This window comes from Frigidibacter sp. ROC022 (genome assembly GCF_024723735.1).
In the GTDB taxonomy this organism is placed as follows: Bacteria; Pseudomonadota; Alphaproteobacteria; order Rhodobacterales; family Rhodobacteraceae; genus SLM-1.
In genome coordinates this window covers 530,976-556,457 of sequence record NZ_JANQDU010000001.1, presented here as the reverse complement: position 1 = coordinate 556,457, position 25,482 = coordinate 530,976, and the positions used below count along the sequence as shown (strand labels likewise).

Sequence of the window (25,482 nt, the reverse complement as noted above, 5' to 3'; positions counted from 1 at the left end):
CCCGGCCGGGTCAGGCCCCGACGGCCCGGCGGATCATGTTCCAGTAGATCCGTTCGACCCGGCCGCGCGACAGGCGCCCGTCCTCGCGGAACCAGCCCGGGATCCCGTTCAGCATCGACAGCAGCGCCATCGCGGCCAGCCGCGTGTCGGGGATCTGGAAGTCGCCCGCGCCCTGCCCCTCGATCAGGATTTTCTCCAGCCGGTCCTCGTAACCGTGCCGCAGCGCCTCGATCGCCCGGTGATTCTCGGGTTCGAGATTGCGCATTTCCATATAGGCGATGACCACCGCCTCGGGCCGGGCCAGGTGGAAGCGGATGTGAAAGCGCACGAAGGCCTCGAGCCGGGGAATCGCGCCTTCGGGCAGGACCACCTCGTCCCAGGCGGCCAGCAATTCGGTCAGATGATCCTTCATCAGGTCGAAGAGCATGGTCTGCTTGTCGGGCGTGTAGAGATACAGCGCCCCGGCCTGGACCCCGACTTCGGCGGCGATCTGGCGCATCGAGACGGCGGCATAGCCATGCCGGGCGATCAACCGCTGCGCGGCCTCGCGCACCCGGGGGCCGGTGATCTCGGAATGGGAACCCTGTTTGCGTGCCATGCGGACAATCTATCTGAACAGACGTTCAGCGAAAGCCCCGATTTGCCTTACCGGCGGTCCGGGCCGCGCTTGTGGCCAGCCGGGCGGCAGCCTAGCATGGGCGAGAGAGGTTTCCATGCGCCCTGCCCGCCGCCCCGCCATCCTGCTCTGCCTGGCCATGACGTCCGGGCTGGGCGGCTGCGCCCCGTTCCCGTTGCAGGACGGTGCCGGCGTCGAGGTGGCCGAGGCCGCGCCCTGGCCGGAACTGCTGCCGATGGACCGGCTTCTGGCCCGGCAGGACGAGGTCGGGATCACCGACGAGACGACAGCCGGGCTGCTCGCCCGTGCCGCGGCGCTGCGGGCCCGGGCGGCACGGCTGCGGGCCCGGCAGGTCGGCGGCTAGGGCCGCCGTTGCGCCCTGACGGCTGGTAAGCTAACAGGCGCGGGATCAGGAGCCCCAACAAAAAGGCCATAGCCATGACCCAGCCCCCCCTACGCCTCGGTATCGCGGGTCTTGGCACTGTTGGCGCCGGCGTGCTGGCCATCCTGCAGGACCAGCCCCGGATGATCGCCGCCCGTGCCGGACGCCCGGTCGAGATCACCGCCGTCTCCGCCCGCGACCGCAACCGCGACCGCGGCGTGAAGCTGGACCGCTACGGCTGGGAGGACGATCCCGTGGCCCTGGCCACCCGGCCCGACATCGACGTCTTCGTCGAGCTGATCGGCGGCGACAACGGCCCGGCCAAATCCGCGGTCGAGGCGGCCCTGGCCAGCGGCAAGGACGTGGTGACCGCCAACAAGGCGCTGCTGGCGCTGCACGGCCAGGCGCTGGCCGAGGCGGCCGAGGCGAAAGGCCGTGTGATCCGCTTCGAAGCGGCGGTGGCCGGCGGCATCCCGGTGATGAAGGCGCTGACCGAAGGTCTGGCGGCGAACCGGATGTCCCGGGTGATGGGGGTGATGAACGGCACCTGCAACTACATCCTGACCCGGATGCAGGCGACCGGAAAGGCCTATGCCGACATCTTTGCCGAGGCCCAGGCCCTGGGCTATGTCGAGGCCGATCCGACGCTGGATGTCGGCGGCATCGACGCGGCGCACAAGCTGGCGCTGCTGGCCTCGGTCGCCTTCGGCACGAAGGTGGATTTCGCCGGCGTCGAGATCGAGGGAATCGAGCGGATCAGCATCGAGGACATCGAGCAGGCCGCCGACATGGGCTATCGGATCAAGCTGCTGGGCGTGGCCCAGGTCACCGGGCGCGGGCTGGTGCAGCGGATGTCGCCCTGCCTGGTGCCCTCGGACAGCCCGCTCGGGCAGCTCGACGGCGGCACCAACATGGTGGTGCTGGAAGGCGACCAGGTCGGCCAGATCGCCCTGCGCGGCCCCGGCGCCGGGGCAGGCCCGACCGCCAGCGCGGTGATGTCGGATGTCATCGACCTGGCGCGCGGCTTCCGGGTGCCCTGTTTCGGCCAGCCCGCGGCGACGCTGGAACAGGCCACCGCGGCCAGCGCCCAGGTTCCGGCGCCCTATTACCTGCGCCTGCGGCTGACCGACAAGCCCGGCGCCCTGGCCAAGGTGGCGACGCTGTTGGGCGAGGCCGGGGTCTCGATCGACCGGATGCGTCAGTATGGCCATGCCGAGACCACGGCGCCGGTCCTGATCGTCACCCACAAATGCGCCCGCGCCGCGCTGGACCTGGCGCTGGAAGGGCTGTCCAGCACCGGCGTCGTGCCCGGCCACCCGGTCGCGCTGCGGATCGAAGAGGTCTGAACGGCGGCTTTCCGGCCGCCGCCGCGCCCTGGGGAAAACTGTTACCGCTACCCGGTCTTGCCGAAGCCAGACCTGACCGTTAGGCCATGGCCGGGCAGGAAACCAAGGAGCGCCACCGTGACGGACAAAGCACAATTCATGGACCGGATGCTGTCGTTGGGGCTGTCCCGGGTCTCCGAGGCGGCGGCGCTGGCCTCGGCCCGGCTGATCGGCCGCGGCGACGAGAAGGCCGCCGACCAGGCTGCGGTCAACGCGATGCGCGACCAGCTCAACATGCTCGACATCAAGGGCACCGTGGTGATCGGCGAGGGCGAGCGCGACGAGGCCCCGATGCTGTATATCGGCGAGGAGGTCGGCACCGGCAACGGCCCCGAGGTGGACATCGCGCTGGACCCGCTGGAAGGCACCACCCTGACCGCCAAGGACATGCCCAACGCGCTCACCGTCATCGCCATGGCGCCGCGCGGCACCCTGCTGCACGCGCCGGATGTCTACATGGACAAGCTGGCGATCGGCCCCGGCTTCGCCCCCGATCTGCTGTCGCTGGACATGACCCCGACCGAGCGGGTCAAGACCCTGGCCAAGGCGCGCGGCGGCAGCACCTCGGACATCACCGTCTGCATCCTCGAACGGCCCCGGCACGAAGAGCTGATTGCCGAGGTCCGCGCCACCGGTGCCGCGATCCGGCTGATCACCGATGGCGACGTCGCCGGCGTGATCCATTGCGCCGAGGCGGAAAAGACCGGCATCGACATGTATATGGGGGCCGGCGGCGCGCCCGAGGGCGTGCTGGCGGCCAGCGCCCTGAAATGCATGGGCGGGCAGATGTGGGGCCGGCTGATGTTCCGCAACGAGGACGAGCGCGGCCGCGCCCGTGCCGCCGGGATCACCGACCTGAACCGGATCTACAGCCGCGACGAGATGGTCACCGATGACGTGATCTTCGCCGCCACCGGGGTCACCAGCGGCTCGATCCTCGCCGGCATCCGGCGCGAGCCCGGCTATGTCGAGGCCGAGACGATCCTGATGCGCTCGAAGACCGGCTCGGTCCGGCGGATGCTGTATCGCAACCCGACCCGGTAGGGGGCCAGAGCAGCCAAACGGCATGGGGCGAAACCATGGCCCCATTCGGCAAAACCGTGTTACGGTCCAGGCAAGGCGCAATCCTGCGTGCTTTTCCTCTTTCAGATCGGCCAGATAGATGCAGATTCCTTCATGGACGAAACCCGCCCTGCTGGGCGCGGGGACAGGAGCGATTGCCCTGGCAATCCTCGGCTTCAACTGGGGCGGCTGGATGACCGGCGGCAGTGCCGCAGCGCTTTCGGACAGCCAATCCATGGCCGCCGTTGCCTTGGCCCTGACGCCCTATTGCCTGCAGAACGCGCAAAGCGACCCGCAGTCGCTTGCCATCATGACTGAACTCGATGCCGCCAGCAGCTATCAGCGCCGGGGCATTGTCGAAAAGGCGGGCTGGGCGACGCCGCTGGGCATGGACAAGCCCGACCGGGCGCTGGCCGAGGCCTGCCAGATCGCGTTGAAGAAGGACGCGTAGCCCCCGCTTGCCGGCAGGGGTCTCCTGCCGGCAGGCATTGTCGGCCGCCACCCTGGGACTCTCGGCTTGCGATCTCGCTGACGGCACCCAAGATTTCCGCCATGATGTTCATGTCCTCCGTCTTCCCGCTGAACTGAACGCGCTGCGCTCGCCCTGATCGAGCGCGCCTGTTCCGGCGCTTCGGCACCGTCCCTCAGCCCTGGCCGCGCCTCTGCGACGGCCTTCTGGAGAACATCCCATGCCCAGAAATGAATTGAACGGCCTGACCGAGAGTCAGGGCCGTGGCTTTATCGACGACGGTTTCCTCCGCCTCGACGCCGCCTTCGACCCCGAGCTTGCCCGGCGCTGCCGAGACGCTCTGTGGTCGCAGATCGGCCTGTCGCCCGGGGCACCCGAGACCTGGACCCAACCGGTGATTCGGCTGGGACTGCAGAGCACGCCGGATTTTGTCGCCGCCGCCAACACGCCACGCCTGCATCGGGCCTATGACGGGCTGGTCGGCGCAGGGCGCTGGCTGCCGCCTGCCGGACTCGGCAGTTTTCCGGTCCGCTTTCCCGCGCCGGAAGTGCCCGGCGATGACGGCTGGCATGTCGACATGAGCTTTAGGACCGAGGCGCCGGATTTCCTCGACTGGCGGGTCAATGTCACCAGCACGGGCCGCGCCCTGCTGATGCTGTTCCTGTTCTCGGACACCGGCCCCGAGGATGCGCCGACCCGGATCAGGCGCGGCTCGCACCTGATCATCGCGCGGGAATTGCTGCCCCATGGGGTCGAGGGCACGACTCTGCGGCAACTGGCGGCGAACGGTTTCGCCTCCAGCGCCGACTGCCCGCAGGAGCTGGCAACCGGGGCGGCGGGGACGGTCTATCTCTGCCATCCGTTCCTGGTCCATGCCGCGCAAGCGCATCACGGGTCCGCGCCGCGCTTCATGGCACAGCCCGCCCTGCTGCCGAGGGGCGGGTTCGATCCGGCGCTGCCGCCCTCGCCTATGCAGATCGCGATCCGCGAGGCCTGCGGGCTGCGGTTCTAGCCACGGCAAGGGGCGGGTCCAGCGGCCTGCCCCACGCCACCCTTGCCCCGCGTCGGCTTTCGGGCGAAACCGTCGCATGGCCGATTTCCTGAACGTCTCCGCCTCGCTCACCGGCCGCCGCTGGGTCGGCCCCACGCCCGAACAGGACCGCCTGGCCGAGGCGATGGCCCAGATCACCGGCCTGCCGCTGCCGCTCTCGCGGGTGCTGGCAGGGCGCGGCGTGGCGCCGGAAGAGGCGCAGGGCTTTCTCGAACCCACCCTGCGCGACCTGCTGCCCGACCCGCTGAGCCTGAAGGACATGCAGGCCGCCGCCGCCCGGTTCCTGAAGGCCGTGAAGGACCGCCAGCGGATCGCGATCTTTGCCGATTACGATGTCGATGGCGGGTCCTCGGCGGCGCTGCTGATCTGCTGGCTGCGGGCGATGGACCGGCAGGCGACGCTCTATATCCCCGACCGGATCGACGAAGGCTACGGTCCCAACGAGGCCGCGATGAAGATGCTGGCCCGGGATCACGACCTGATCGTCTGCGTCGATTGCGGCACGCTCTCGCACGGGCCGGTGGCGGCAGCGCGGGGCGCCGACGTGGTGATCCTCGATCACCACCTGGGCGGCGAGACCCTGCCCCCGGCGCTGGCGGTGGTGAACCCGAACCGGCAGGACGAAGACGGCGCCCTGGGTCATCTCTGCGCCGCCGGTGTGGTGTTCCTGATGCTGGTCGAAGCCAACCGACAGCTGCGCGGCGACAAGCAGACCGGACCGGCGCTGCTGTCGTTCCTCGACCTCGTCGCCCTGGCCACCGTCGCCGACGTCGCGCCACTGGTCGGCGTCAACCGCGCATTCGTGCGCCAGGGCCTTGCGATCATGGCGCGGCGCGAACGCCCCGGGCTGGTGGCGCTCGCCGACGTGGCGCGGATGGACGAGGCGCCGAACAGCTATCACCTCGGCTTCCTGCTCGGCCCCCGAGTCAATGCCGGCGGAAGGATCGGCCAGGCCGACCTCGGCGCAAGGCTGCTCTCGACCGACGACCCGGCCGAGGCGGTGCGGCTGGCGACGCGCCTCGACGAACTGAACAGCGAGCGGCGCGAGATCGAATCGCGGGTCCGGGAAGAGGCTCTGGCCCAGGCCGAGTCGCGCGGGCTGGATGCGCCGCTGGTCTGGGCGGCGGGCGACGGCTGGCATCCCGGTGTCGTCGGCATCGTCGCGGCGCGGCTGAAAGAGGCCGCCCACCGCCCTGCCGTGGTGATCGGCTTCGAGGGCGATGCCGGCAAGGGCTCGGGCCGTTCGGTCAGCGGCATCGACCTTGGCGCCTCCGTGCAACGCCTGGCCGCCGAAGGGCTGATCGAGAAAGGCGGCGGGCACAAGATGGCGGCGGGCCTGAGCCTGAGCCGGGCGCAGCTGGCCCCCGCCATGGACCGCCTGGCCGCCCTGCTGGCGCGGCAGGGCGCCGCCGAACTGGGGCCGTCCGACCTGCGGCTGGCGGGGCTGCTGATGCCCGGCGCGGCCACCATCGACCTGATCGGCCTGCTCGACCAGGCCGGCCCCTTCGGCCAGGGCGCTCCGGCGCCGCGTTTTGCCTTTGCCGATGTGGCGATCCGCTCGACCCGGCGAATCGGTGACACCCATCTGCGGCTGAGTTTCGGCGACAGCACCGGCCCGGCGCTGGAGGCGGTCGCCTTCGGGGCGATGGACGGACCGCTGGGCCCGGCGCTGCTGGAGCATGGCGGCGCGCGCTTCCACCTCGCCGGACGGCTGGAAATCAACCGCTGGAACGGCCGCTCCAAGGCGCAATTGCGGCTGGAAGACGCCGCACGGGCCTGAGAGCTCCCCGCCCGGGCAGCGGAATGCAAGCTTTGTGCGCCAAGCGCAGATTTCCCATTGCGCGCCGCGCCAAGCTTGACTAAACACCCGTCACGCCGCGACACGGCCCGTTCGTCTATCGGTTAGGACGTCAGGTTTTCAACCTGAAAAGAGGGGTTCGACTCCCCTACGGGCTGCCACCGCGTCGAAGCCTCCCCCGGCATCGCTGGTGATTTCATCGAATTGCGGACCATGCCCGCCCTGCGTGATTCGGCGGGTTTGTCGCCTGGCGGCCGGGCTGCGGGCCGGCGTGGCTGCCGATCGGGCTGCGGACCCGGCAACTGACGGCGGGAGGTGTCCCGCGCCCTATTGCAGCTGCGCCGTGGCCTCGATTTCGACCATCGCCTCGTCTTCGACGAGTTCCTTGACCACGACCAGCGACATCGCCGGGAAATGCCGCCCCATCACCGCGCGATAGGCGGCACCGACCTCGCGTTGCCGGGCCAGGTATTCCGTCTTGTCGGTCACGAACCAGGTCATCCGGACGATGTCGCCGACATGGCCGCCCGCCGCCTCGACGACGGCGCGGATGTTTTCCAGCGCCTGTTGCATCTGGCCGACGAAGTCATGCGTCCGGAAGTTCTGCTCTGCGTCCCATCCGATCTGACCGCCGATATGGAGCGTTCCGTCCCTGGTCAGCACGCCGTTGGCATAGCCCTTTGCCGGCAGCCATCCACCCGGCTGAATCACCTTGTTTGCCACGAAATCACCTATTCAAATGGGATTGCAACTTGTCCTTGATCCGGGCGGGCCAGACCTCGGGCCGGCCGCTCCGGTCCACATGGACGATGGTCGAGGTGGCCCGAAACCGAAGTTCCTCGCTGCAATGCGCGTCGATGTCCAGCGTCGCGCTGGTGCGGCCGATCCGGCGGCAGGACAGGCTCAGAAGCAGCCGGTCACCGTGCCGGCTGGGTGCCTTGAAGGTCGCCGTGATCTCCACCGTCGGCACGCCGCCAACCTTCATGAGTTCCTCGAAGGGAACCCCGATGGCCTCTCCGAAAAACGTCTCGATGCAGTCGTTGATCAGTTCGAAATAGCGCGGAAAGAACACGATCCCGGCCGGGTCGCAGTATTTGAACAATACTTTCTGGGGATAGGTGAATGCCATGTTTCAACTCCTGGGGCGCGGTCCGGGCAGCGCCGCCGGCCGCAGCCGACGGCATCGCATGCTCAGTCCGCCAGTTCGCGCAGAACGAAGCGCTGGATCTTGCCGGTCGCGGTCTTGGGCAGGGCCTGGCGGAACTTGATCGAGCGCGGATACTTGTAAGGCGCGATCGTCGCCTTCACGAAGTCCTGGAGAATCTTCCGCGTCAGGTCCGAGGCGGTGACGCCCTCGTTCAGCACCACATGCGCCTCGACGATGTATCCGCGGTCCGGATCCGGCGCCCCGATGACCGCGCATTCGGCCACCGCCTCATGCGAAAGCAGCGCCGCCTCGACCTCGGGTCCGGCGATGTTGTAGCCCGCCGAAACGATGATGTCGTCGCTGCGGGCGGCAAAGTGGAAATGCCCGGACTCGTCCTGCCAGAAACTGTCGCCGGTGATGTTCCAGCCGTCCCTCACGTAATCCGCCTGGCGCGGATCGTCGAGATAGCGGCAGCCGGTGGGACCGCGCACCGCGAGGCGACCGACCTCGCCCGGGGGCAGATCGTTCATCTGCGCATCCACGATCCTGGCCTGGTAGCCGCCCACCGGCCGCCCGGTGCAGGCCGGCCGGGAATCGTCGAACCGGTTGGACAGGAAGATATGCAGCATCTCGGTCGCACCGATCCCGTCGAGCATCGGCTTGCCGGTCCGGCGCACCCATTCCTCGTAGATCGGTGCCGGAAGGGTCTCGCCGGCCGAAACCGCCGCCCGCAGGCTGGACAGGTCGGCGCCCTCCTCCATCGCCTTCAGCATCACCCGATAGGCGGTCGGGGCGGTGAAGCAGATCGTGGCTTTGAAGGTCTCGATGATCTCGATCATTTTCGGCGGCGTGGCGGCTTCGAGCAGGGTCGCCGCCGCACCGAAGCGCAGCGGAAAGACCGCAAGACCGCCGAGACCGAAGGTGAAGGCCAGCGGCGGCGAACCGACGAAGACGTCTTCGGGCGTGACCTTCAGCACTTCCCGGGCATAGCCGTCAGCGATGATCAGCAGGTCGCGGTGAAAATGCATCGTGGCCTTCGGCGCACCCGTGGTGCCCGAGGTGAAGCCCAGCAGCGCCACGTCGTCGCGCCCGGTCCGGACCGCATCGAACCTTACCGGCTTCTGCAGCGCCAGGCGGTCGAGTTCGGCATCGTGGTTCGCTGTACCATCGAAGCCGACCACCGTCTTCAGGAAGGTGCTCTTCTTTGCACAGGCGATCAGTTCGTCGGTCAGGCGGGTGTCGCAGATCGCATGGCCGATCTCGGCCTTCTCGACGATCTTCAGCAACTCCCCGGCCCGCAGCATCGGCATCGTGTTCACCACGACCGCCCCGGCCTTTGTCGCCGCCAGCCAGCAGGCCACCATGGCCGGGTTGTTGGCAGAGCGGATCAGCACCCGGTTGCCGGGCTTGACCCCCAGGTCATCGACCAGGACATGCGCCAGCCGGTTGGTCCAGTCGGAGAGTTCCTTGTAGGTCCGGCGCCGGCCGTTCCCGATCAGCGCGGTGTTGTCGCCAAAGCCCTTCTCGACCATCCGGTCGGTCAGTTCGACCGCGGCGTTCAGGGTCTCGGGATAGTCGAATCCCTCCAGCAGGAAATCCGGCCAGCTGTCGTGCGGCGGAAGACCGTCGCGGGTGAACGTGTCGATATGTGCGCTCGGTCCGAGCATGTCCTATCCTCCCAGATAATCCCGCATCGCCTGACGGGCGATCACGACCCGCTGGACGTCCGACGCGCCTTCGTAGATCCGCAGCGCCCTGATCTCGCGGTAGAGCCTTTCGACGGTGCCGCCGGACCTGACGCCGTCGCCGCCATGCAGTTGCACGGCCAGATCGATGACCCGTTGGGCCTGTTCGGTCGCGAAGAGCTTGGCCATCGCCGCCTCGCGGGTCACACGCGGCGCCCCCTGATCCTTGGTCCAGGCGGCGCGATAGACCAGCAACGCGGCGGCATCGACATCCAGCGCCATGTCGGCGATGTGGCCCTGCACCATCTGGTGATCGAACAGCGGCGCCCCCTGGACATGGCGTGCATTCACCCGCTCCAGCGCCTCGTCCAGCGCCCGGCGGGCAAAGCCGAGCGCCGCCGCCGCGACGGTGGAGCGGAAGACGTCGAGCACCATCATCGCGATCCGGAACCCGTCGCCGCTTTCACCGAGACGCGCGCCCACCGGGATCCGGCAACCGGTGAACCGCAAACGCGCCAGCGGGTGCGGCGCGATCGTTTCGAGCCGTTCGACGATGGCGAGACCCGGCGTATCGGCCGGCACGAGGAAGGCCGAGAGCCCCTTGGCCCCCGGTGCGTCGCCGGTGCGGGCGAACACCGTGTAGAGCCCCCCGATGCCGCCGTTCGAAATCCAGGTCTTCTCGCCGTCCAGCACATAATCGTCGCCGTCCCGCACCGCGGTCATCTGCGAATTCGCGACGTCGGAACCGGATTGCGGCTCGGTCAGGGCAAAGGCGGCGATGACCTCGCCGCGCCGGGTCCGGGGCAGCCATTCGGCTTTCTGCTCCGGCGTCCCGAACAGCGAGATCGCACCGGTGCCGAGCCCCTGCATGGCGAAAGCGAAATCGGCAAGCCCGTCATGGCGGGCCAGTATCTCGCGCGAGAGGCAGAGCCTTCGCACGTCGAGCGTTTCACCTTCGCCGGCGGCGGTCGGCATCAGCCAGCCCGCCGCGCCCAGTTCCGCCACCAGCCTGCGGCAGGTGGCGTCGGTATCCTGGTGATCGACCGGACCGATCGTCTCGGCCGCCCAGACCCCCAGCCGTTCGGCATGGTCCCGATGGACGGCGTCGAAGAACGGCCAGTTCAGATAGCTGCTGTCCGGCATCAGTCGCCCTCGAACACAGGTTTCTGTTTCGCGACGAAGGCATGATAGGCGCGTTCGAAATCGCGGGTCTGCATGCAGATCGCCTGGGCCTGCGCCTCGGCCTCGATCGCCTGCTCAAGCCCCATGTTCCATTCCTGGTTGAGCTGGGTCTTGGTGATGCCATGGGCGAATGTGGGACCGGCCTTCAGCCGTTCGGCCAACCTGCGGGCCTCGGCGTCCAGCGCCTCTGCGGGGTGAAGCGCATTCCAGAACCCCCAGCGTTCGCCCTCGTCGGCCGACATCGAGCGGCCGGTATAGAGCAGTTCGGCCGCCCGCCCCTGCCCGATGATGCGCGGCAGCATCGCGCAGGCGCCCATGTCGCAACCGGCAAGCCCGACCCGTGTGAAGAGAAAGGCACATTGCGCCGCCGGCGTCGCCAGTCGCAGGTCCGAGGCCATGGCGATGATCGCCCCGGCCCCGACGCAGACTCCGTCCACCGCCGCTATGATCGGCTTGCCGCAGCCGATCATCGCCTTGACCAGATCGCCGGTCATCCGGGTAAAGGCCAGCAGACCTTTCATGTCCATTCCGACCAGCGGCCCGATGATGTCATGCACATCGCCGCCCGAGCAGAAATTGCCGCCGTTCGAGGCAAAGACGACGACGTCCACATCCTCGGCATGGGGGAGTGCCCGGAACAGATCGCGCAACTCGGCATAGCTGTCGAATGTCAGCGGGTTCTTCCGTTCGGGCCGGTTCAACCGCACCGTCGCGATGCCGTTGTTGCAGACCCATTCGAAATGGGTCGGGCGGTAGTCAGTGAATCCTGTCATCGGTCTTGCCTTCCAGATGCCGCACCAGATCGCGGATCGTATCGAGTTCCCTGTGGCCGAGGCGGTCGAACAACTGGTTGACCTTTTCCTCATGCGCCTTCGCGAGCGTCTCGAACCAGCTTCGGCCCGCCTCGGTCAGCGCCACGAGGACGACCCGCCGGTCGTCTTCACCGGTGACGCGGGCGGCAAGGCCATCCTTCTCAAGCCGCTCGACCACCGCCGTCGCATTGCCGTTCGAGACCAGCAGCATCTGGCTGAGCTCGCTCATCCGGATCGGCCGCCCGCTGCGGAAGAGCGCCGCCGCCACGTCGAAGCGGGGAAGCGTGGTGTCGAATTCCACGCGGAGGAACTCGCGCAGCTGGTTCTCGGTGGACCGGGTCAACCTCAGCAGGCGCAGCCATGTCCGCAGGCGGCGGCGGGACAGGGTGTCTCGGTCGCTCATATTTCCCCCCCGGCAATCGCGATGGCCTGGCCGTTGATCCCCTCGGATCCTTCCGCGCAGAGCCACATTGCGGCGGCAGCCACCTCGGAGGGCCGGATCAGCCGTTTCTGCGGGTTAAACGCCGCCAGCGAGGCCCGCGCCGTCTCGGCGTCACGACCGGTTGTCCCGACAATCGCATCGACGCTGCGGTCGGTCATGCCGGTGTCCAGAAACCCCGGACACAGGGCGTTGGCCGTGATCGGGCGCCGTGCGACCTCCTGCGCGATCGAGCGGATCAGACCGACAACGCCGTGCTTGGCCGCCGCATAGGGCGCGGCATAGCCGTATCCCTTCAGCCCCGCGGTCGAGGCCACGGCAATCAGCCGTCCGCGCCCCTGCATCTGATTGAGTCCGGCGCGGAGGGTCAGGAAGACGCCGGTCAGGTTCACCCCGATCATCGCGTTCCATTGCGCCAGCGTCGTGCGGCCGAAAGGGGCGCTGTCCGCCGCCCCCGCATTGGCGATCACGACATCGACCGGGCCGGCGGCGTCGAAGAGTGCGGAGACGGACGCCTCGTCGGTCACATCCGCCGGAATCGCCCGGATCGCATCGGATGCCCCGGCCAGTTCGGCCAGCGGTTCCGGGCGACGTCCCGCCACCACGACCTCGGCACCGGCCGCCGCGAAGGCCCGGGCGATGGCGGCGCCGGTTCCGGTGCCGCCCCCCGTGATCAGTACGCGCTGCCCGGCGGTGCTCATACCCGGATGGTCTCCTGCTGTTGCTCGCGCAGGCGATAGGCCTGGTCGCGCCCGTTCAGGTAGGGCAATGGCCAGGGCACATGGGGGTCGCCAAGGGTCACGCCCGCATGCAGCGTCCAGTAGGGATCGGCCAGATGGGGCCGCGCCAGGCAGACGAGGTCCGCCCGCCCCGCCAGCAGGATCGAATTGACGTGATCGGTGTCATAGATATTGCCGACAGCCATGGTCGGCATCTTCAGCTCGTTGCGGATACGGTTCGAGAACGGTGTCTGGAACATGCGCCCATAGACCGGCCTGGCCCCGGTGCTGGTCTGGCCGGCGGAAACATCGATGATATCGGCCCCCGCGGCCCGGAATTGCCGGGCGATCTCGACCGCCTCTTCGGGTCCGACCCCGGCCTCGCCGATCCAGTCATTGGCACTGATCCGGACCGACATCGGCCGATCTTGCGGCCAGACGGCGCGCATCGCCCGGAAAACCTCGAGCGGATAGCGCATCCGGTTGTCCAGGCTGCCGCCATAGGCATCGCCGCGAACGTTCGACACCGGTGAGATGAAGGAGGAGATCAGGTAGCCATGCGCGGCATGAAGCTCAACCATGTCGAAGCCCGCCCGCAGCGCCATTTCCGTTGCCGCGACGAACTGGTCGCGGACCTCGTCCATATCCGCCCGGGTCATCTCGCGCGGGACGGCATTGCGCTCGGACCAGGGAATGGCCGAGGCGGAGATCAGCTCCCAGTTGCCGTGTTCAAGAGGGGCATCCATCTCCTGCCAGCCCAGCTGGGTCGAACCCTTGCGCCCGGAATGGCCGATCTGGCAGCAGAACCGGGCCTCGGTTTCGGCATGGATGAATTCGGCGATCCGTTTCCATGCGGCCTCGTGCTCGGGCGCATAGAGACCGGGGCAGCCGGGCGTGATCCGGCCGGTCGGGCTGACGCAGGTCATCTCGGTGTAGACGAGCCCGGCGCCACCTTTCGCCCGCTCACCATAATGGACGAGATGCCAGTCGGTCGGGCAGCCGTCCTCGGCCCGGTACTGCGCCATGGGCGAGACGACGATGCGGTTCGACAGCGTCATGTCCCGCAGCTTGAACGGCGCGAACATCGGCGCGCGCGCGGGCTGATCCCCGGGCACGCCCGCCTGGCGCTGGAACCAGCGTTCGGCCGATCCCAGCCATTCGGGATCGCGCAGCCGGAGATTCTCATGGCTGATACGCTGCGATCGGGTCAGCAGGTTGTAGTTGAACTGGACCGGATCCTGATCGAGATAACGTTCGACATCCTCGAACCATTCCAGCGAGTTGCGCGCCGCCGACTGCATCCGAAGCACCTCGAGCCGCCGTTCTTCCTGGTAGCGTTCGAAAGCCCGTTCCAGCGTCGGTTCGCTGTGCAGATAATCGGCCAGCGCGATCGCGCTGTCGAAGGCCAGCCGCGAACCGGAACCGATCGAGAAGTGACCGGTCGCCGCGGCATCGCCCATCAGGACCACATTCTTGTAATGCCAGGTCTCGCAGATCACCCGGGGGAAGTTCATCCAGATCGCCGAGCCGCGCAGATGCCCGGCATTCGACATCAGGGCGTGGCCGTCGAGATGCCTTTCGAAGATCCTGCGGCAGGTTTCGACCGTCTCTTCCTTGGACATGTGCTCGAAACCCCAGGCGTCCCAGGTCGGTTGCAGGCATTCGACGATGAAGGTCGCCGTGTTTGCGTCGAACTGATAGACATGCGCCCAGGCCCAGCCGTGTTCGGTCTTCTCGAAGATGAAGGTGAAGGCATCGTCAAATTTCTGATGTGTCCCGAGCCAGACGAACTTGCATTTCCGCAGATCGACGTCGGGCCGGAACGCGCTTTCGTATTCCCTGCGGATCCGTGAATTGATCCCGTCGCTGGCCACGACGACATCGTAGTCCCGACGATATGGCTCGGCACTGTCGAATTCGGTCTCGAAGCGCATGTCGACACCCAGTTCCCGGGCCCGTTCCTGCAGCAGCACCAGCATCTGCCGGCGCCCGATCCCGGCAAAGCCATGCCCGCCCGAGACGGTACGCACCCCGTTGTGCTCGACCGCGATGTCATCCCAATAGGCAAAATGATCGCGAATGGCCTGGGTGCTCTTGGGGTCGTTCCGCTCCATGCGCCCGAGCGCATCGTCCGACAGGACGACACCCCAGCCGAAGGTGTCATTGGCTCGGTTTCGCTCCAGCACGGTGACGTCGTGCGACGGATCGCGAAGCTTCATGCTGATCGCGAAATACAGACCCGCAGGGCCACCGCCGAGACACAGAACCTTCACGTGCAATCCCTCCTCAGATCGGCGCGCGTCTCCCCGATGCGAGTCACGTTACGGAGGTCAGGTTTTTATTTCAAGTTTGAAATTTAAAGTTTGAAGCTATTGGCCGACGGCCCTTCGATGCTGCTGTGCCAGCGCGTTGAGGCCCGTCCCCGACGAAATGCCCTGAATATCGCGGTCCCGAAAATCCAGCCGCCCCGAACCCCGGGGCGTCCGGCCCTACCCCGCCGCACCCATGCTGTCCCAGTCCGGCGTGACGGCGGTGCCAAGGGCCGGCGCGGCCAATGAGCCAATGGCCATGCGCCCATCGCTGATCGCCACCCGGACCCGGCCGCCATCCTGCCGGTAGAGGTCGGGATGCGCCGCCAGGAATCTCTGCTGTTCGGCCTCGGGCGCACCGGCCATGCCATCGACATAGTGATGGCCGTTGCGCTCGACATGGGTGCAGCCGATCAGCGTCGCCAGGGCCAGATCCTGCGCCAGGGCGACGCCAGGCTGGGTGGTCAGATCCTCGGCGGTCATGAACATCTTCGCCCCGTCCTCGGCCGTCCATTTGGCCACCCGCGCACGGTTCAAGAGCGCCCGGTAGACCCCCTTGCAGGACTTCGACGAAATCCCCGCATAGCCGAGCGCCCGCGCCTCGGGGAACACCCCGATGCCGCTGTCGGATTCGTCGATGATTACCGGCAGATGCGCTGCGAGGGCCGTGACGGGCCGTTCCAGCGCATGGGCGCGGGAGATCGGCTGTTCGAGATAGGCGGTGGACCGCATCAACCGGGCCAGCGCCGGTTCCTGCCCGAGCCGATGCAGCAGTTCCAGCACCGCCTCGGCATCCTCGTATTGCTCATTGCCGTCGAGGCTGACGAGATAGGGTGCCTCGGCCCGGTCCAGCACCGCGGCGATCCGTGTCAGCCGGTCGATGTCGGCCGCCATGTCACCGCCGACCTTCAGCTTGAAATGCCGCAGCCCATAGGTGGCGACCGCCGCTTCCAGGCTCTCGGGCAACCCGTCGTTCAGCCGGTCGGCCGGGGCGATTTCGGCTTCGGTGATCGGATCGACAAGGCCCACCGTGTGCCGCACGGCAATGCTTTGCGCCGGCGCCAGCGTCTGCAGGAAGCCGGACATGTCGAAGCCGGCAAGGTCGGGCGTCGTGCGGGCGTCGATCCCCGGCAGGTTGCGTTGCACGGCCGCGAAGACCGACAGCCCCTGCGCCCGGCACAGCGCGTCCAGCACCGCCCGATCGACCAGCGCCACGCCGAACCCGGCGATCAGCCCGTTCAGGCCCCGGGCGGCGCATTCGGGATAGGCCGCTTCGGCGATTGCCGCGTGCAGGCCGAAGGCGCTCAGCGGTTCGCCCGCGTCAACCGCCGCCGTCCGGGCGATCGAGAGCGCTGCGCGCAGCTGGTCGTAATTGTCCTCGTTCGACAGGTCGGGGTTCTTGTCGAACCATTTGGCCGCCAGAAGCTCGGCCGACTGGCCTTCGACGGTGCTGCCATCGGACAGGCGCACCCGGACCCGCACGAAGACCTGGGTCGCCTCGGTCAGGGTGACGATCCCGAAGCGGAACGGCGTCCGCAGACGCAGGTTGCGTTCGTGGAAACCGATATCCTCGACGACAAGTCCCGGCGCGGTCATGACCTCTCCGCCGGGCCGGCCCCCGCCCCCTGCGACAGCGCGGCCTCGATACCGCGAATGTAACCGATGGCGCGGGCCGCACAGGCGGGACCGTCCGGCTCGTAGACGAAGGGCTCGACCCCGATCCAGCCCTGATAGCCCCCGGCCCGCAGGGCCGCGGTGATCGGCGCGAAATCCATCGCGCCCTGTCCCGGCCCGCGCCGGTTCGGATCGTTATAGTGGACATGCGCGACCTTGCCGCCGGGCAGCCAATGCGCGATCAGATCGGGCACCGGCAGATCCTCGCGGGTGCCTGCCGAATTGCAGTCGATCATCGTGCGCAGCGCGTCCGAGCCGATCTCGTCCACGATCGCGGCGGCTTCCGCGACATTGACGATGAAATTGGTCTTTTCCGGCGACAGCGGTTCGAGCAGATAGGTGATCCCCGCCGCTTCGGCCGCCTCGGCCATGGCCGCGAAATAGGCCAGTGCATTGGCGCGGTCCTCGGCCTCACGCCCCCGGGCCAGCATCCGCTGCCCCGGAGAACCATGCACGACATAGCCGCCGCCCAGTTCGGCGCAGAGATCCACGAGGCGCCGCACGGTGTCCTCGGTGAACCGGCGCACTTCGGGATCGGGGCTGGTGATCGACATCCCCTCCGGCGCCAGCAGCAGCCAGTGCAGGCCGCTGATGGCAAGGCCGGCCTCCTGCGCGGCGCGGCGGATCTCGGCGATCCGGGCCGGGGAGAGGAGATGCGGCGCGGCGTCCAGCGTGAAGGGCGCGATCTCGATCCCGTCATAGCCAAGCCCGGCGGCCAGTGCGCATTGCTCCGCGAAGGGAAGCTCGCGGATGACCTCGTTGCAGAGCGCGATCTTCATGAATCGGCCCCGCCCCGCCCGGTCAGCCGGCGCAGCCCGGCCACGACCGGACGGCGGATGAAGGGCACCGAGGCCAGCACCATGATCACGCAGGCCGCAGCCAGGATCGCGGAAATCGGCTGGATCAGGAAGCCAGTGAAATCGCCGTCGAACAGCACCATGCCGCGACGGAACGAACTGTCGAGCAGCGGCCCCAGGACGATGCCCAGCACCAGCGGCGCCATCGGATAGTCCATCTCGCGCAGGATGAAGCCGGTGACGCCGAAAAACAGCATCACGTAGATGTCGAACTCGCGACCCGCGATGGCGAAGGAACCGATGGTGCAGAGCGTGAAGATCAGCGGCATCAGCTTTTCACGCGGCACCGACAGCACCCGCAGCAACGGCTTGGTCAGCAGCAGGCCGAAGACCAGCATCGCGATCGTCGCCATGAAGACCATGGCCACGACCTGAAAGACGAAGGCGGGCGACTCGATCATGATCATCGGCCCCGGACGGATGCCGTGGATGAACATCGCCGCCAGCAGCACCGCCGCGGGGGCCGAGCCGGGCACCGCCAGGGTCAGGATCGGGATGATCGCGCCCGGCACCGCGGCGTTGTTGCCGGTCTCCGAGGCCAGCAGTCCCTCGGGCGCGCCCTTGCCGAACTGATCCTTCTCGGGGCTGGCGCGCTTCGCCGCCGCATAGGACATCCAGGCGCCCATGTCCTCGCCGACGCCGGGCAGCAGCCCCATCAGGGTGCCGATCAGGCCCGAGCGGGCGATGGTGCGCTTGTAGCGCCAGATCTCTTTCGGCCGCGGGATGATCCGGTCCTTGGCGCGGCCGGCGGTTTCGTAGTTGCGGGCCTTCATGACCCCGATGATCTCGGCAAAGCCGAAGGCGCCCACCAATGCCGGCAACAGCGCCAGCCCGCCGGACAGGTCGGTCCAGCCGTAGCTGAAGCGCTGATAGGCATGGATCCCCTCCTGCCCGATCATCGCCACCAGCAGGCCCAGCACCCCCGCGATCCAGCCCTTGAGCGAATCTCCGGTGGTGGTGAGCTGCCCCGAGATCAGGATCCCGAAGAGCGCCAGCCAGAAGAACTCGGGCGACTTGAACGACAGCGCGATCTCTCCCAGCACCGGCGCGATCAGCGCCAGGGCCAGCATCCCGATCATGCCGCCGATGAACGAGCCAGAGGTGGCGATGCCCATGGCCCGCCCGGCCTGGCCGCTGCGGGCCAGCGGAAACCCGTCGAGCGAGGTCGCCGCGCTGGCCGGGGTGCCGGGAATGTTCAGCAGGATGGCCGAGCGCGAGCCGCCGTAGATGGCCCCGACATACATGCAGACCAGCACCAGGATCGCGCTTTCCGCCGGCATGTGGAAGGTCAGCGTCGTCAGCAGGGCAATGCCCAGCGTCGCGGTCAGCCCCGGCAGGGCGCCGACGGTGATGCCCAGCAGCGTCGCCCAGGCCACATTGAACAGCGCCATCGGGTCGGTCACGAAAGAGACGATCGCGGTCAGGAAGTATTCAAGCCCTTGCACGGCAAACCCTCATGGCAGGCGGACGAAGAAGATGTTCGAGAAGACATAGGCAATCAGCCAGCCCGCGATCACGGCGATGATCAACGCGACCACGGCATGGCGCAGCCAGTTGCGTTGCGCCTCGGGGTGGCCCCAAAGCTCGAAGATCATGATGAAGACAAAGGTGAAGAGCCCGGTCGCCAGCGCGAAGGGCATGTTGCCCACCAGCACACCGGCATAGGTCAGGCACAGCACCAGGGTCAGCGCGACCCGGCCGCGGCTGCCCGGTTCGGGCGGCAGCACGTCGTCCGCGTCGCCCTCGGGCACCCCTTCGCCCCGCCGCGCCTTGATCGAGCGGAACAGCAGGATCGCGGCCATGAAGGTCAGCGCCAGCCCCAGCAGCCCAGGCACCATGCCCGGCGCCGCCCAGATGCTGGACCCGACATCGGTATAGGTCGGCATCCGCCAGGATTCCTCGGCGATTGCCAGTCCGAGGATCATGAAAACGATCGAAGTGATGAGGTCTGCGCGCGCCATGATGCTCCCGGCATGCCTGTTCGAAAATAGCAGGACGCCCCGGACGGTCTGCCCGGGGCGTCCGCAGAGTGTCGCCTTACTTGGCGTCCAGACGCTCGATCCCGAGTGTCGCCGGATCGGTCTTGGTCTTGCCGCCGTCGAACATCAGATAGGCGTTCTTGCTGATCGCCGGCATCACCCGCTTCTGCGCGTCCTCGCCGTAGTAGGGCGCAAAGACCGCGCCGCGCTGACTGGCATATTCCTTGAGCGCCTCGGAGTTGGCGATCTTGGTCTTCCAGACCTCGTCCATCGTGTCGATGACTTCCTGCGGAACGCCATCCGGGATGAAGACGCCGAAGTAGTTCGGCGCCGGCGAGAAGTCCTTCAGCCAGTCGGTGACCGGCGGAATCGGCTGATCATAGCCCTCGATCATCAGCGGTTCGTCGTTCAGCACCGCCAGCGGCCGGATCCGCCCGGCGCGGATCATTTCGGCCTGTTCCACGGCCAGCTGCGTGGTCAGGTCGGTTTCGCCCGACACGGTCGCGATGACCGCCGGGTTACCGCCGTCATAGGTGACATGCTTGTACTCGACCCCCGCCAGGGCGGCGATCGCCTCCATCGCGTTGTGCCCGGCCGAGGTGATCCCGCCGGTGGCGACCGAGATCTTGCCCGGGTCCTTCTTCATCGCTTCCAGAAGCTCGCCGAAGTCCTGCCAGGGCTCATCGGCGTTGACGCCGATCACCGAGACGTTGGCAACGTCGAGATAGAGATGCCAGTCCTTGATCGAGGTGTCGATCATGCCGAGCACCTGGTAGGTGCCCAGGTCCTGCGCCGCGCCGGCGGTCCAGGTGTAGCCGTCCTTCTCGGCGTCAAGCGCGTTCTTGGTCCCGATCGAGCCCGAGGCACCGGGCTGGTTCTCGACCACCACGGTGGCGTCGAGCGCCTTGTGGATCTCGTCGGCGATGATGCGCGTGACCTGATCGGTCGAGCCACCCGCCGACCAGGGCACGATGATGGTGATCGGCTGATCGGGCACCCAGTCTCCTGCCGTTGCCAGGCCGGTCGTGGCCAGCAGCGCCCCGAGGGTCAGTGCGAATGTCTGTTTCAAGTTCAGTCCTCCCTTTTTTCCGTCCGGCACGGCTCCGCCGCGCCCAGTTGCAGTCATGAAAATCCCGGCACCACCACTCGGCGGCCCTCGCGTCCCGCCACATCGTCCGCCGCCCGACGCCCGAAGGACGGACCGATTCGACCTGCCCCGCGTGACGCTTGCCGCACCCGGGTCACAGACCCGACTCGGCACACGAAATCCCTGATCCGACAGTGACACCGCCGGCTCTGGCTTGTCAAAGCTCTGTCGTCCCCACGCCAACAACGCCGAGACGACAGCCGCGGTCTGAATCCGCCAGTCCTGGACCACGCCGATCACCACCCCCGGCGGGCCTCGGCCCTGGCGGCGCATCTTCCGACAAGCCCCCTGCCCGGCGCCGGCCGGTCGCGACCCGCCGATGCAGGCCGGCACCGCGCAGGAACAACGCTGTTCGATCGCGCAAGATGCTGATCGCGACGCGTCCGAACGGTCGTTCCATGCATGTTGATCTCGACTCCGCGTTTCCTCGCAGGATGAATCGCCCCGCCACTCATCTCAACTAACCGGTTACATCGTGGTCCGACAGCGCGCCAAGGTCAAGCGCACTCCGGCCGCAAAACGCGCGGCCCAAACGCGCCGGGCCGGGTGAACGGGGCCATGCCCGCGATTTCCCCGCCCGGGTCCGCCAGGCCGCCCGCCCGAACAGTTTTTCCGCCCCCGGAACAAGCATCTAGATCGACAGGTCCAGCGCCAATTCGCCACGCACCCGGTCCTCGTCGATGTCGCAGCCCAGGCCGGGAACCTGAGGCACCAATGCCATCTGTCCCTCGCGCGGCAGCGGCGTTCGCAGATAGTCTCCAGACAGATGCTGCGGCCCGTTCAGATCGACGGGATAGTCGATCCCGTAGGCAGCAAAGACATGCACCGAAGCGGCAAATCCGATCGGCGCGTCCATCAGCCCCGACCCGATCAGCTTCATGCCCGCGTTTCGCGCCAGGTCACAGAGTTGCCGGGCGTAGTGGATGCCGCCAACCTTCTGCACCTTGCAGACCAGCCCTTCGACCGCGTCGCGTCGCAACAGGTCTATGATCAGCGGCAGCCCCATGGCGGCTTCGTCCAGGGCGATGTTCATCGCCGTGGCCGAGAGCAGCTTCTTCAGGCCGTAGAGGTCGGTCATCGGGATCGGCTGTTCGAAGAGTTCGATGCCCTCGGCTTCGAACAGCTTTGCTGCGCGCAGGGCGTTGTCGAGATCGTAGCCCTGGTTGGCATCGACCCAGACCACCGCGTCGGGCGCCGCCTGACGCACCGCGCGCACGATCTCGGCATCGAAGGCCGGGCTGTTGCCGACCTTGACCTTGAAGGCGCGAAACCCTTCGTCCAGCGCCTTCCCGACCGCCGCCGCGGTTTCGTCGGGACCCGGCTGCGAGACCAGATAGGCCAGCTCGACCCGATCCATCCGTTTCGCGCCCAGCCAGGTCTGAAGATTGATCCCCAGTGCCTTGCAGATCAGATCGTGCGCCGCCATGTCCAGCGCGCCCTTGGCGATCGGCTGGCCAGGGTCGAAGCCCGGAGCGAGTTCGGTGTCCATCGCGGCATGCAGGCCGGCGATGTCGAACGGGTCCCTGCCGATCAGCACCGGCGCCAGGACGTGCCGGATCGTCGTCGTGACCGAATGGATGGTTTCGGCCGACCAGCGGCGGCTCGGCCCGGCCTCGCCCCAGCCGACGGTCCCGTCGTCGCCGGTCATCTTGACCAGCGCGATCTGCTTGCCTTCGTCGATCGAGCGCGACACCCCCCGCGCCAGTTTCAGCACCCCTTTCAGGGGCAGCCGAACCGGAAGCACCTCGATTCGCTCGATTCTCATGTCAGCGGCTCCTCATCCTGAATTTGCGTCCGTTTTCGCCGTCCCGCGTATTCCCGCCAGCCGACCACCAGGACGGTCAGCAGCGCGAAAGCCAGGAACAGCGCCGAAATTGGCCGGGTGAGCAATATGGTCATGTCGCCGCGCCCCATAATGGCCGCCTGCCGCAACCCGATCTCGATCAGCGGGCTCAGGATAAAGCCGATCAGAAGCGGCGCGATCGGAAAGCCCAGCCTGTTCATCAGATACCCCAGGACGCCGAATCCGATCATCACGTAGATGTCGAAATAGCTGCTGGTGGAAACGAAGATCCCGGTCACGCCCAGCACCAGAACGGCGGGAAACAGCACCGGATTCGACACCCGGGTCGTCTGGATGAACGCGTACATCCCAAGCCGCCCGATCACCAGATGCAGCACCGAGGCCGCCAGGATCATCAGGAAGAAGCCGGCGACGAAAGCCCCCTGCTGTTCGAACAGCGCCGGGCCGGGCACAAGCCCGTGCGCGATGAACGCGCCCAGCATGATCGCGGTGATGACGTCGCCCGGAATCCCCAATGTCAGGAGCGGCACGAAGGTTGAACTGGTCACGGCATTGTTGCCCGCTTCCGCGGCCGCGACGCCTTCGATGGCACCTTTCCCGAAACGTTCCGGCTCGCGCGAAAGACTGCGGCTCAGCCCATAGTTCAGATAGGCCGAAACCGCCGATCCCAACCCCGGAATCGCGCCGATGAAGACCCCGATCAGCGACGACCGCCCGATGACCGGCAGCGACCGGCGCCAGTCGTCGCGCGTGAGACAATTGTCGGGATCGTCCAGGCGCGGAGCCGCCTTGCTCCGGGTTCTCGTGACCCGCGATTCCATGACGCCGAGAGCCTCGGCAATGGCGAAGACGCCGATCACCAGCGCGATGAACGACCATCCCCCGGCAAGCTGACGGGACCCGAAGGTCAACCGGAACTCGCCGCTCAACGGATCGACCCCGAAGGTCGCCAGGAACAGGCCCATCGCACCGGCGATCAACCCCTTGACCATGTTTCCCTGCGACAGCACGCCGACCAGCGTCAGCGCGAAGATGCCCAGCGAAAAGCTCTCTGGCGGGCCGATGCGCAGCGCGAAGCCCGCCATGGGAACGGCAAAGGCGATCAGGGCGATGTCGCTGACGAACTCGGCAAAGACCGATGCGTAGAGCGACATCTTCAGCGCCTTGCCCGCCTTGCCCTGGCGCGTCAGTTCGTTGCCGTCGATTGCCGTCGCCGCCGCCGCCGGCGTGCCTGGCACATTGATCAGAACCGCCGTCAGCGAACCGCCATAGGTGCCTCCCTTGTAGATACCGACCAGCATGGCCAGGCCCGCGATGGGCTCGACGTTGAAGGTGATCGGCAAGGCGATCGCGACGGCCAGCGGCACGTTCAGGCCCGGCACGGATCCGATCAGGATCCCCACCACGAGGCCCAGAGACAGCATCAGGAACACCTGGATGGAGGCGATCTCGGGCAGGCCTTGAAGCAGGAAATCCATGGCGCGTCAGTTCCAGAGGCGCGCGGCGGGAAGCAGCACGATCATGACCTTTTCGAAGAACAGCAGCAGCAGGCCCGGCAGCACGACCGCCGAAGCGAGCAGGACCGTCCACCGCCGGTTGCCATAGAGCATGCCCGCGCCGACAAGAAACACCCCGCTGGCCAGCAGATAGCCGACCCAGGGCAGTGCGGCGGTGTAGGCGACCAGCCAGAGCACCATTGCCGGAACGCGCCAGTTCAGCCCCCGGCCGGACGGACTCTCGGCGCGCGGCTTCGGTGCGGTCCGGCCGGTCCGCAGGACCGAACCGACCAGCAGCACCAGCGCCATCGACGCCATCAACACGACAATCGCGATGGGCATGGTCACCGAGGTCACATAGGCGCCCGTGGCCTGGCTGTTCAGCAGATCGAACAGGAAGACGGCGCAGAACCCCAGAAGAACCAGCGCCGCCCAACCATCGCCATCGAGCCGGCGCAAGCCGCGCGCGACCGACATCACTTTTGCAGCATCGGCGCGTAGGTTTTCCAGTCGCGCTCCCAGATCTTGCCGAATTCGTCGGCCGGCAGATAGGTCAGCGCCGACACTGTCTTGACGGCGCGCTCCTGGAACGCCGGGTCATTGGCCACCGCGTCGAAGGCGGCTTTCAGCGTCTCGAGGACATCATCCGGCACGCCCTTGGCGACGGCCAGGCCCACGAACGGGCTGCCATAGACTTCGTAGCCCTGCTCCTTGGCGGTCGGGATATCGGGAAAGGCCGGGTCGCGGTCGGCGCTGAACACGGCAAGTCCGCGCATCTTTCCGCCCTTGAGACTGGAAGCCACCGTGGCGGCGTTGGCCGGCAACAGGTCGATGTCGCCGGCAAGCAGCGCCGTCGCCCCCGGCGCACCGCCCTGCTGGGGAAGATGAACGACATCGAGGCCGGCGGCATCGGCCAGCGCCCGCATCGTCAGGTGCGGCGCCACGTCCGGCACCGCCCCGAACAGGTACTTGCCGGGCTCGGCCTTCGCGGCCTCGATGAAGTCATCCAGCGTCTGCCAGGGCGAATCCTCGCGCACCGCGAGGATCAGCGACGCGGCCACCAGCTGTCCGATCGGCTCGAAGTCGTCATAGCGATATCCAACGTCGTTCTTCAGCGGCGTCAGGATATGGTTGCCGGAGGTCGTGGCGAGGATCGTGTAGCCATCCTTCGGCGCGTCCAGCGCGGCCTGGGTGCCCAGCGACCCGCCACCACCGGGCATGTTGGTCACCGCGATCGGCACCCCCAGTTCCTTGCTCAACGGCTCGGCCAGCAGCCGCGCCAGGACATCGGTGCTGCCGCCTGCGTTCCACGTCACGATCATCGAGATCGGCTTTTCCGGATAGTCATCCGCGGCGGCAAGGCCGGTCGCCATTGCCAGCGCGCCGATCACGCCTGCGAGTTTGACGGTCAGTTTCATGATGAGTCCCCCCTTGGTGCATGTCTGCGCCGAGCGCCCATGAGAGATGCC

At 67.4% G+C, this 25,482-nt stretch carries 24 protein-coding genes and 1 tRNA gene; 7 read left to right on the top strand and 18 right to left on the bottom strand.

All coding sequences use genetic code 11. The features are described 5' to 3' along the window. Nucleotides 1-10: 10 nt before the first annotated feature. Nucleotides 11-598, bottom strand: coding sequence for a TetR/AcrR family transcriptional regulator (locus NUW50_RS02660; protein WP_258287512.1), 588 nt, complete (start codon nucleotides 596-598; stop codon nucleotides 11-13). Nucleotides 599-713: 115 nt separating this feature from the next. Here NUW50_RS02660 and NUW50_RS02655 point away from each other — a divergent pair, with 115 nt between their 5' ends. The 7 genes from NUW50_RS02655 (at nucleotide 714) to NUW50_RS02625 (ending at nucleotide 6,924) form a co-directional block, all read left to right on the top strand. Then, a complete protein-coding gene (locus NUW50_RS02655) occupies nucleotides 714-980 on the top strand; it encodes a hypothetical protein (protein WP_258287511.1) in 267 nt (88 codons plus the stop codon). Nucleotides 981-1,054: 74 nt separating this feature from the next. Further along, the gene (locus tag NUW50_RS02650; RefSeq protein ID WP_258287510.1) at nucleotides 1,055-2,344 is read left to right on the top strand and encodes a homoserine dehydrogenase; all 1,290 of its coding nucleotides are present in this window, start codon (nucleotides 1,055-1,057) and stop codon (nucleotides 2,342-2,344) included. Nucleotides 2,345-2,461: 117 nt separating this feature from the next. Beyond that, complete coding sequence (glpX, locus tag NUW50_RS02645) at nucleotides 2,462-3,427, top strand: class II fructose-bisphosphatase (protein WP_258287509.1); 966 nt, start codon at nucleotides 2,462-2,464, stop codon at nucleotides 3,425-3,427. 118 nt (nucleotides 3,428-3,545) lie between these two features. Continuing rightward, on the top strand, nucleotides 3,546-3,896 hold the full coding sequence (locus tag NUW50_RS02640) for a hypothetical protein (protein ID WP_258287508.1): 351 nt from the start codon (nucleotides 3,546-3,548) through the stop codon (nucleotides 3,894-3,896). A gap of 238 nt (nucleotides 3,897-4,134) precedes the next feature. Beyond that, entirely contained in the window at nucleotides 4,135-4,926 is a 792-nt protein-coding gene (locus tag NUW50_RS02635; protein ID WP_258287507.1) for a phytanoyl-CoA dioxygenase, read from the top strand. Nucleotides 4,927-5,002: 76 nt separating this feature from the next. Then, nucleotides 5,003-6,745 (top strand): single-stranded-DNA-specific exonuclease RecJ, encoded by a 1,743-nt coding sequence (recJ, locus tag NUW50_RS02630; RefSeq protein ID WP_258287506.1) that lies wholly within the window; start codon nucleotides 5,003-5,005, stop codon nucleotides 6,743-6,745. A 104-nt stretch (nucleotides 6,746-6,849) separates the two neighbouring features. Next, nucleotides 6,850-6,924, top strand: a tRNA-Glu gene (locus tag NUW50_RS02625). Between the two features lie 166 nt (nucleotides 6,925-7,090). On the opposite strand, the gene NUW50_RS02620 is transcribed toward NUW50_RS02625, so the two are convergent. The 17 genes from NUW50_RS02620 to NUW50_RS02540 form a co-directional block, all read right to left on the bottom strand. Further along, the gene (locus tag NUW50_RS02620; protein ID WP_258287505.1) at nucleotides 7,091-7,486 is read right to left on the bottom strand and encodes a RidA family protein; all 396 of its coding nucleotides are present in this window, start codon (nucleotides 7,484-7,486) and stop codon (nucleotides 7,091-7,093) included. Nucleotides 7,487-7,490: 4 nt separating this feature from the next. Then, entirely contained in the window at nucleotides 7,491-7,892 is a 402-nt protein-coding gene (locus NUW50_RS02615; protein ID WP_258287504.1) for an acyl-CoA thioesterase, read from the bottom strand. Nucleotides 7,893-7,954: 62 nt separating this feature from the next. Beyond that, on the bottom strand, nucleotides 7,955-9,577 hold the full coding sequence (locus NUW50_RS02610; protein ID WP_258287503.1) for an AMP-binding protein: 1,623 nt from the start codon (nucleotides 9,575-9,577) through the stop codon (nucleotides 7,955-7,957). 3 nt (nucleotides 9,578-9,580) lie between these two features. After that, nucleotides 9,581-10,738, bottom strand: coding sequence for an acyl-CoA dehydrogenase family protein (locus NUW50_RS02605; RefSeq protein ID WP_258287502.1), 1,158 nt, complete (start codon nucleotides 10,736-10,738; stop codon nucleotides 9,581-9,583). Next, nucleotides 10,738-11,550: an enoyl-CoA hydratase family protein gene (locus NUW50_RS02600; protein ID WP_258287501.1), complete on the bottom strand. Its 813-nt coding sequence runs from the start codon at nucleotides 11,548-11,550 to the stop codon at nucleotides 10,738-10,740. The genes NUW50_RS02605 and NUW50_RS02600 overlap by 1 nt, the downstream gene beginning before the upstream one ends. Next, a complete protein-coding gene (locus NUW50_RS02595) occupies nucleotides 11,534-11,992 on the bottom strand; it encodes a MarR family winged helix-turn-helix transcriptional regulator (RefSeq protein ID WP_258287500.1) in 459 nt (152 codons plus the stop codon). Before NUW50_RS02595 ends, NUW50_RS02600 begins: the two co-directional genes overlap by 17 nt. After that, nucleotides 11,989-12,729 carry an SDR family NAD(P)-dependent oxidoreductase gene (locus NUW50_RS02590; protein WP_258287499.1) on the bottom strand — a complete coding sequence of 247 codons (741 nt, stop codon included), beginning with the start codon at nucleotides 12,727-12,729 and terminating at the stop codon, nucleotides 11,989-11,991. The genes NUW50_RS02595 and NUW50_RS02590 overlap by 4 nt, the downstream gene beginning before the upstream one ends. Further along, entirely contained in the window at nucleotides 12,726-15,020 is a 2,295-nt protein-coding gene (locus NUW50_RS02585; RefSeq protein WP_258287498.1) for a bifunctional salicylyl-CoA 5-hydroxylase/oxidoreductase, read from the bottom strand. The genes NUW50_RS02590 and NUW50_RS02585 overlap by 4 nt, the downstream gene beginning before the upstream one ends. A gap of 216 nt (nucleotides 15,021-15,236) precedes the next feature. Then, on the bottom strand, nucleotides 15,237-16,652 hold the full coding sequence (locus NUW50_RS02580; protein WP_258287497.1) for an enolase C-terminal domain-like protein: 1,416 nt from the start codon (nucleotides 16,650-16,652) through the stop codon (nucleotides 15,237-15,239). Next, nucleotides 16,649-17,509 (bottom strand): sugar phosphate isomerase/epimerase family protein, encoded by an 861-nt coding sequence (locus NUW50_RS02575; protein ID WP_258287496.1) that lies wholly within the window; start codon nucleotides 17,507-17,509, stop codon nucleotides 16,649-16,651. The genes NUW50_RS02580 and NUW50_RS02575 overlap by 4 nt, the downstream gene beginning before the upstream one ends. After that, the gene (locus tag NUW50_RS02570; protein WP_258287494.1) at nucleotides 17,506-19,032 is read right to left on the bottom strand and encodes a tripartite tricarboxylate transporter permease; all 1,527 of its coding nucleotides are present in this window, start codon (nucleotides 19,030-19,032) and stop codon (nucleotides 17,506-17,508) included. The genes NUW50_RS02575 and NUW50_RS02570 overlap by 4 nt, the downstream gene beginning before the upstream one ends. Before the next feature lie 9 nt (nucleotides 19,033-19,041). Continuing rightward, on the bottom strand, nucleotides 19,042-19,548 hold the full coding sequence (locus NUW50_RS02565; protein WP_258287493.1) for a tripartite tricarboxylate transporter TctB family protein: 507 nt from the start codon (nucleotides 19,546-19,548) through the stop codon (nucleotides 19,042-19,044). Between the two features lie 76 nt (nucleotides 19,549-19,624). Next, complete coding sequence (locus tag NUW50_RS02560) at nucleotides 19,625-20,635, bottom strand: Bug family tripartite tricarboxylate transporter substrate binding protein (RefSeq protein ID WP_258287492.1); 1,011 nt, start codon at nucleotides 20,633-20,635, stop codon at nucleotides 19,625-19,627. Between the two features lie 709 nt (nucleotides 20,636-21,344). Next, a complete protein-coding gene (locus tag NUW50_RS02555; RefSeq protein ID WP_258287491.1) occupies nucleotides 21,345-22,478 on the bottom strand; it encodes a mandelate racemase/muconate lactonizing enzyme family protein in 1,134 nt (377 codons plus the stop codon). Then, entirely contained in the window at nucleotides 22,475-23,995 is a 1,521-nt protein-coding gene (locus tag NUW50_RS02550; protein WP_258287490.1) for a tripartite tricarboxylate transporter permease, read from the bottom strand. The genes NUW50_RS02555 and NUW50_RS02550 overlap by 4 nt, the downstream gene beginning before the upstream one ends. Nucleotides 23,996-24,001: 6 nt before the next feature. Further along, nucleotides 24,002-24,490, bottom strand: coding sequence for a tripartite tricarboxylate transporter TctB family protein (locus tag NUW50_RS02545; protein WP_258287489.1), 489 nt, complete (start codon nucleotides 24,488-24,490; stop codon nucleotides 24,002-24,004). After that, nucleotides 24,490-25,431 carry a Bug family tripartite tricarboxylate transporter substrate binding protein gene (locus NUW50_RS02540; RefSeq protein WP_258287488.1) on the bottom strand — a complete coding sequence of 314 codons (942 nt, stop codon included), beginning with the start codon at nucleotides 25,429-25,431 and terminating at the stop codon, nucleotides 24,490-24,492. The genes NUW50_RS02545 and NUW50_RS02540 overlap by 1 nt, the downstream gene beginning before the upstream one ends. Between the last annotated feature and the right edge of the window lie 51 nt (nucleotides 25,432-25,482).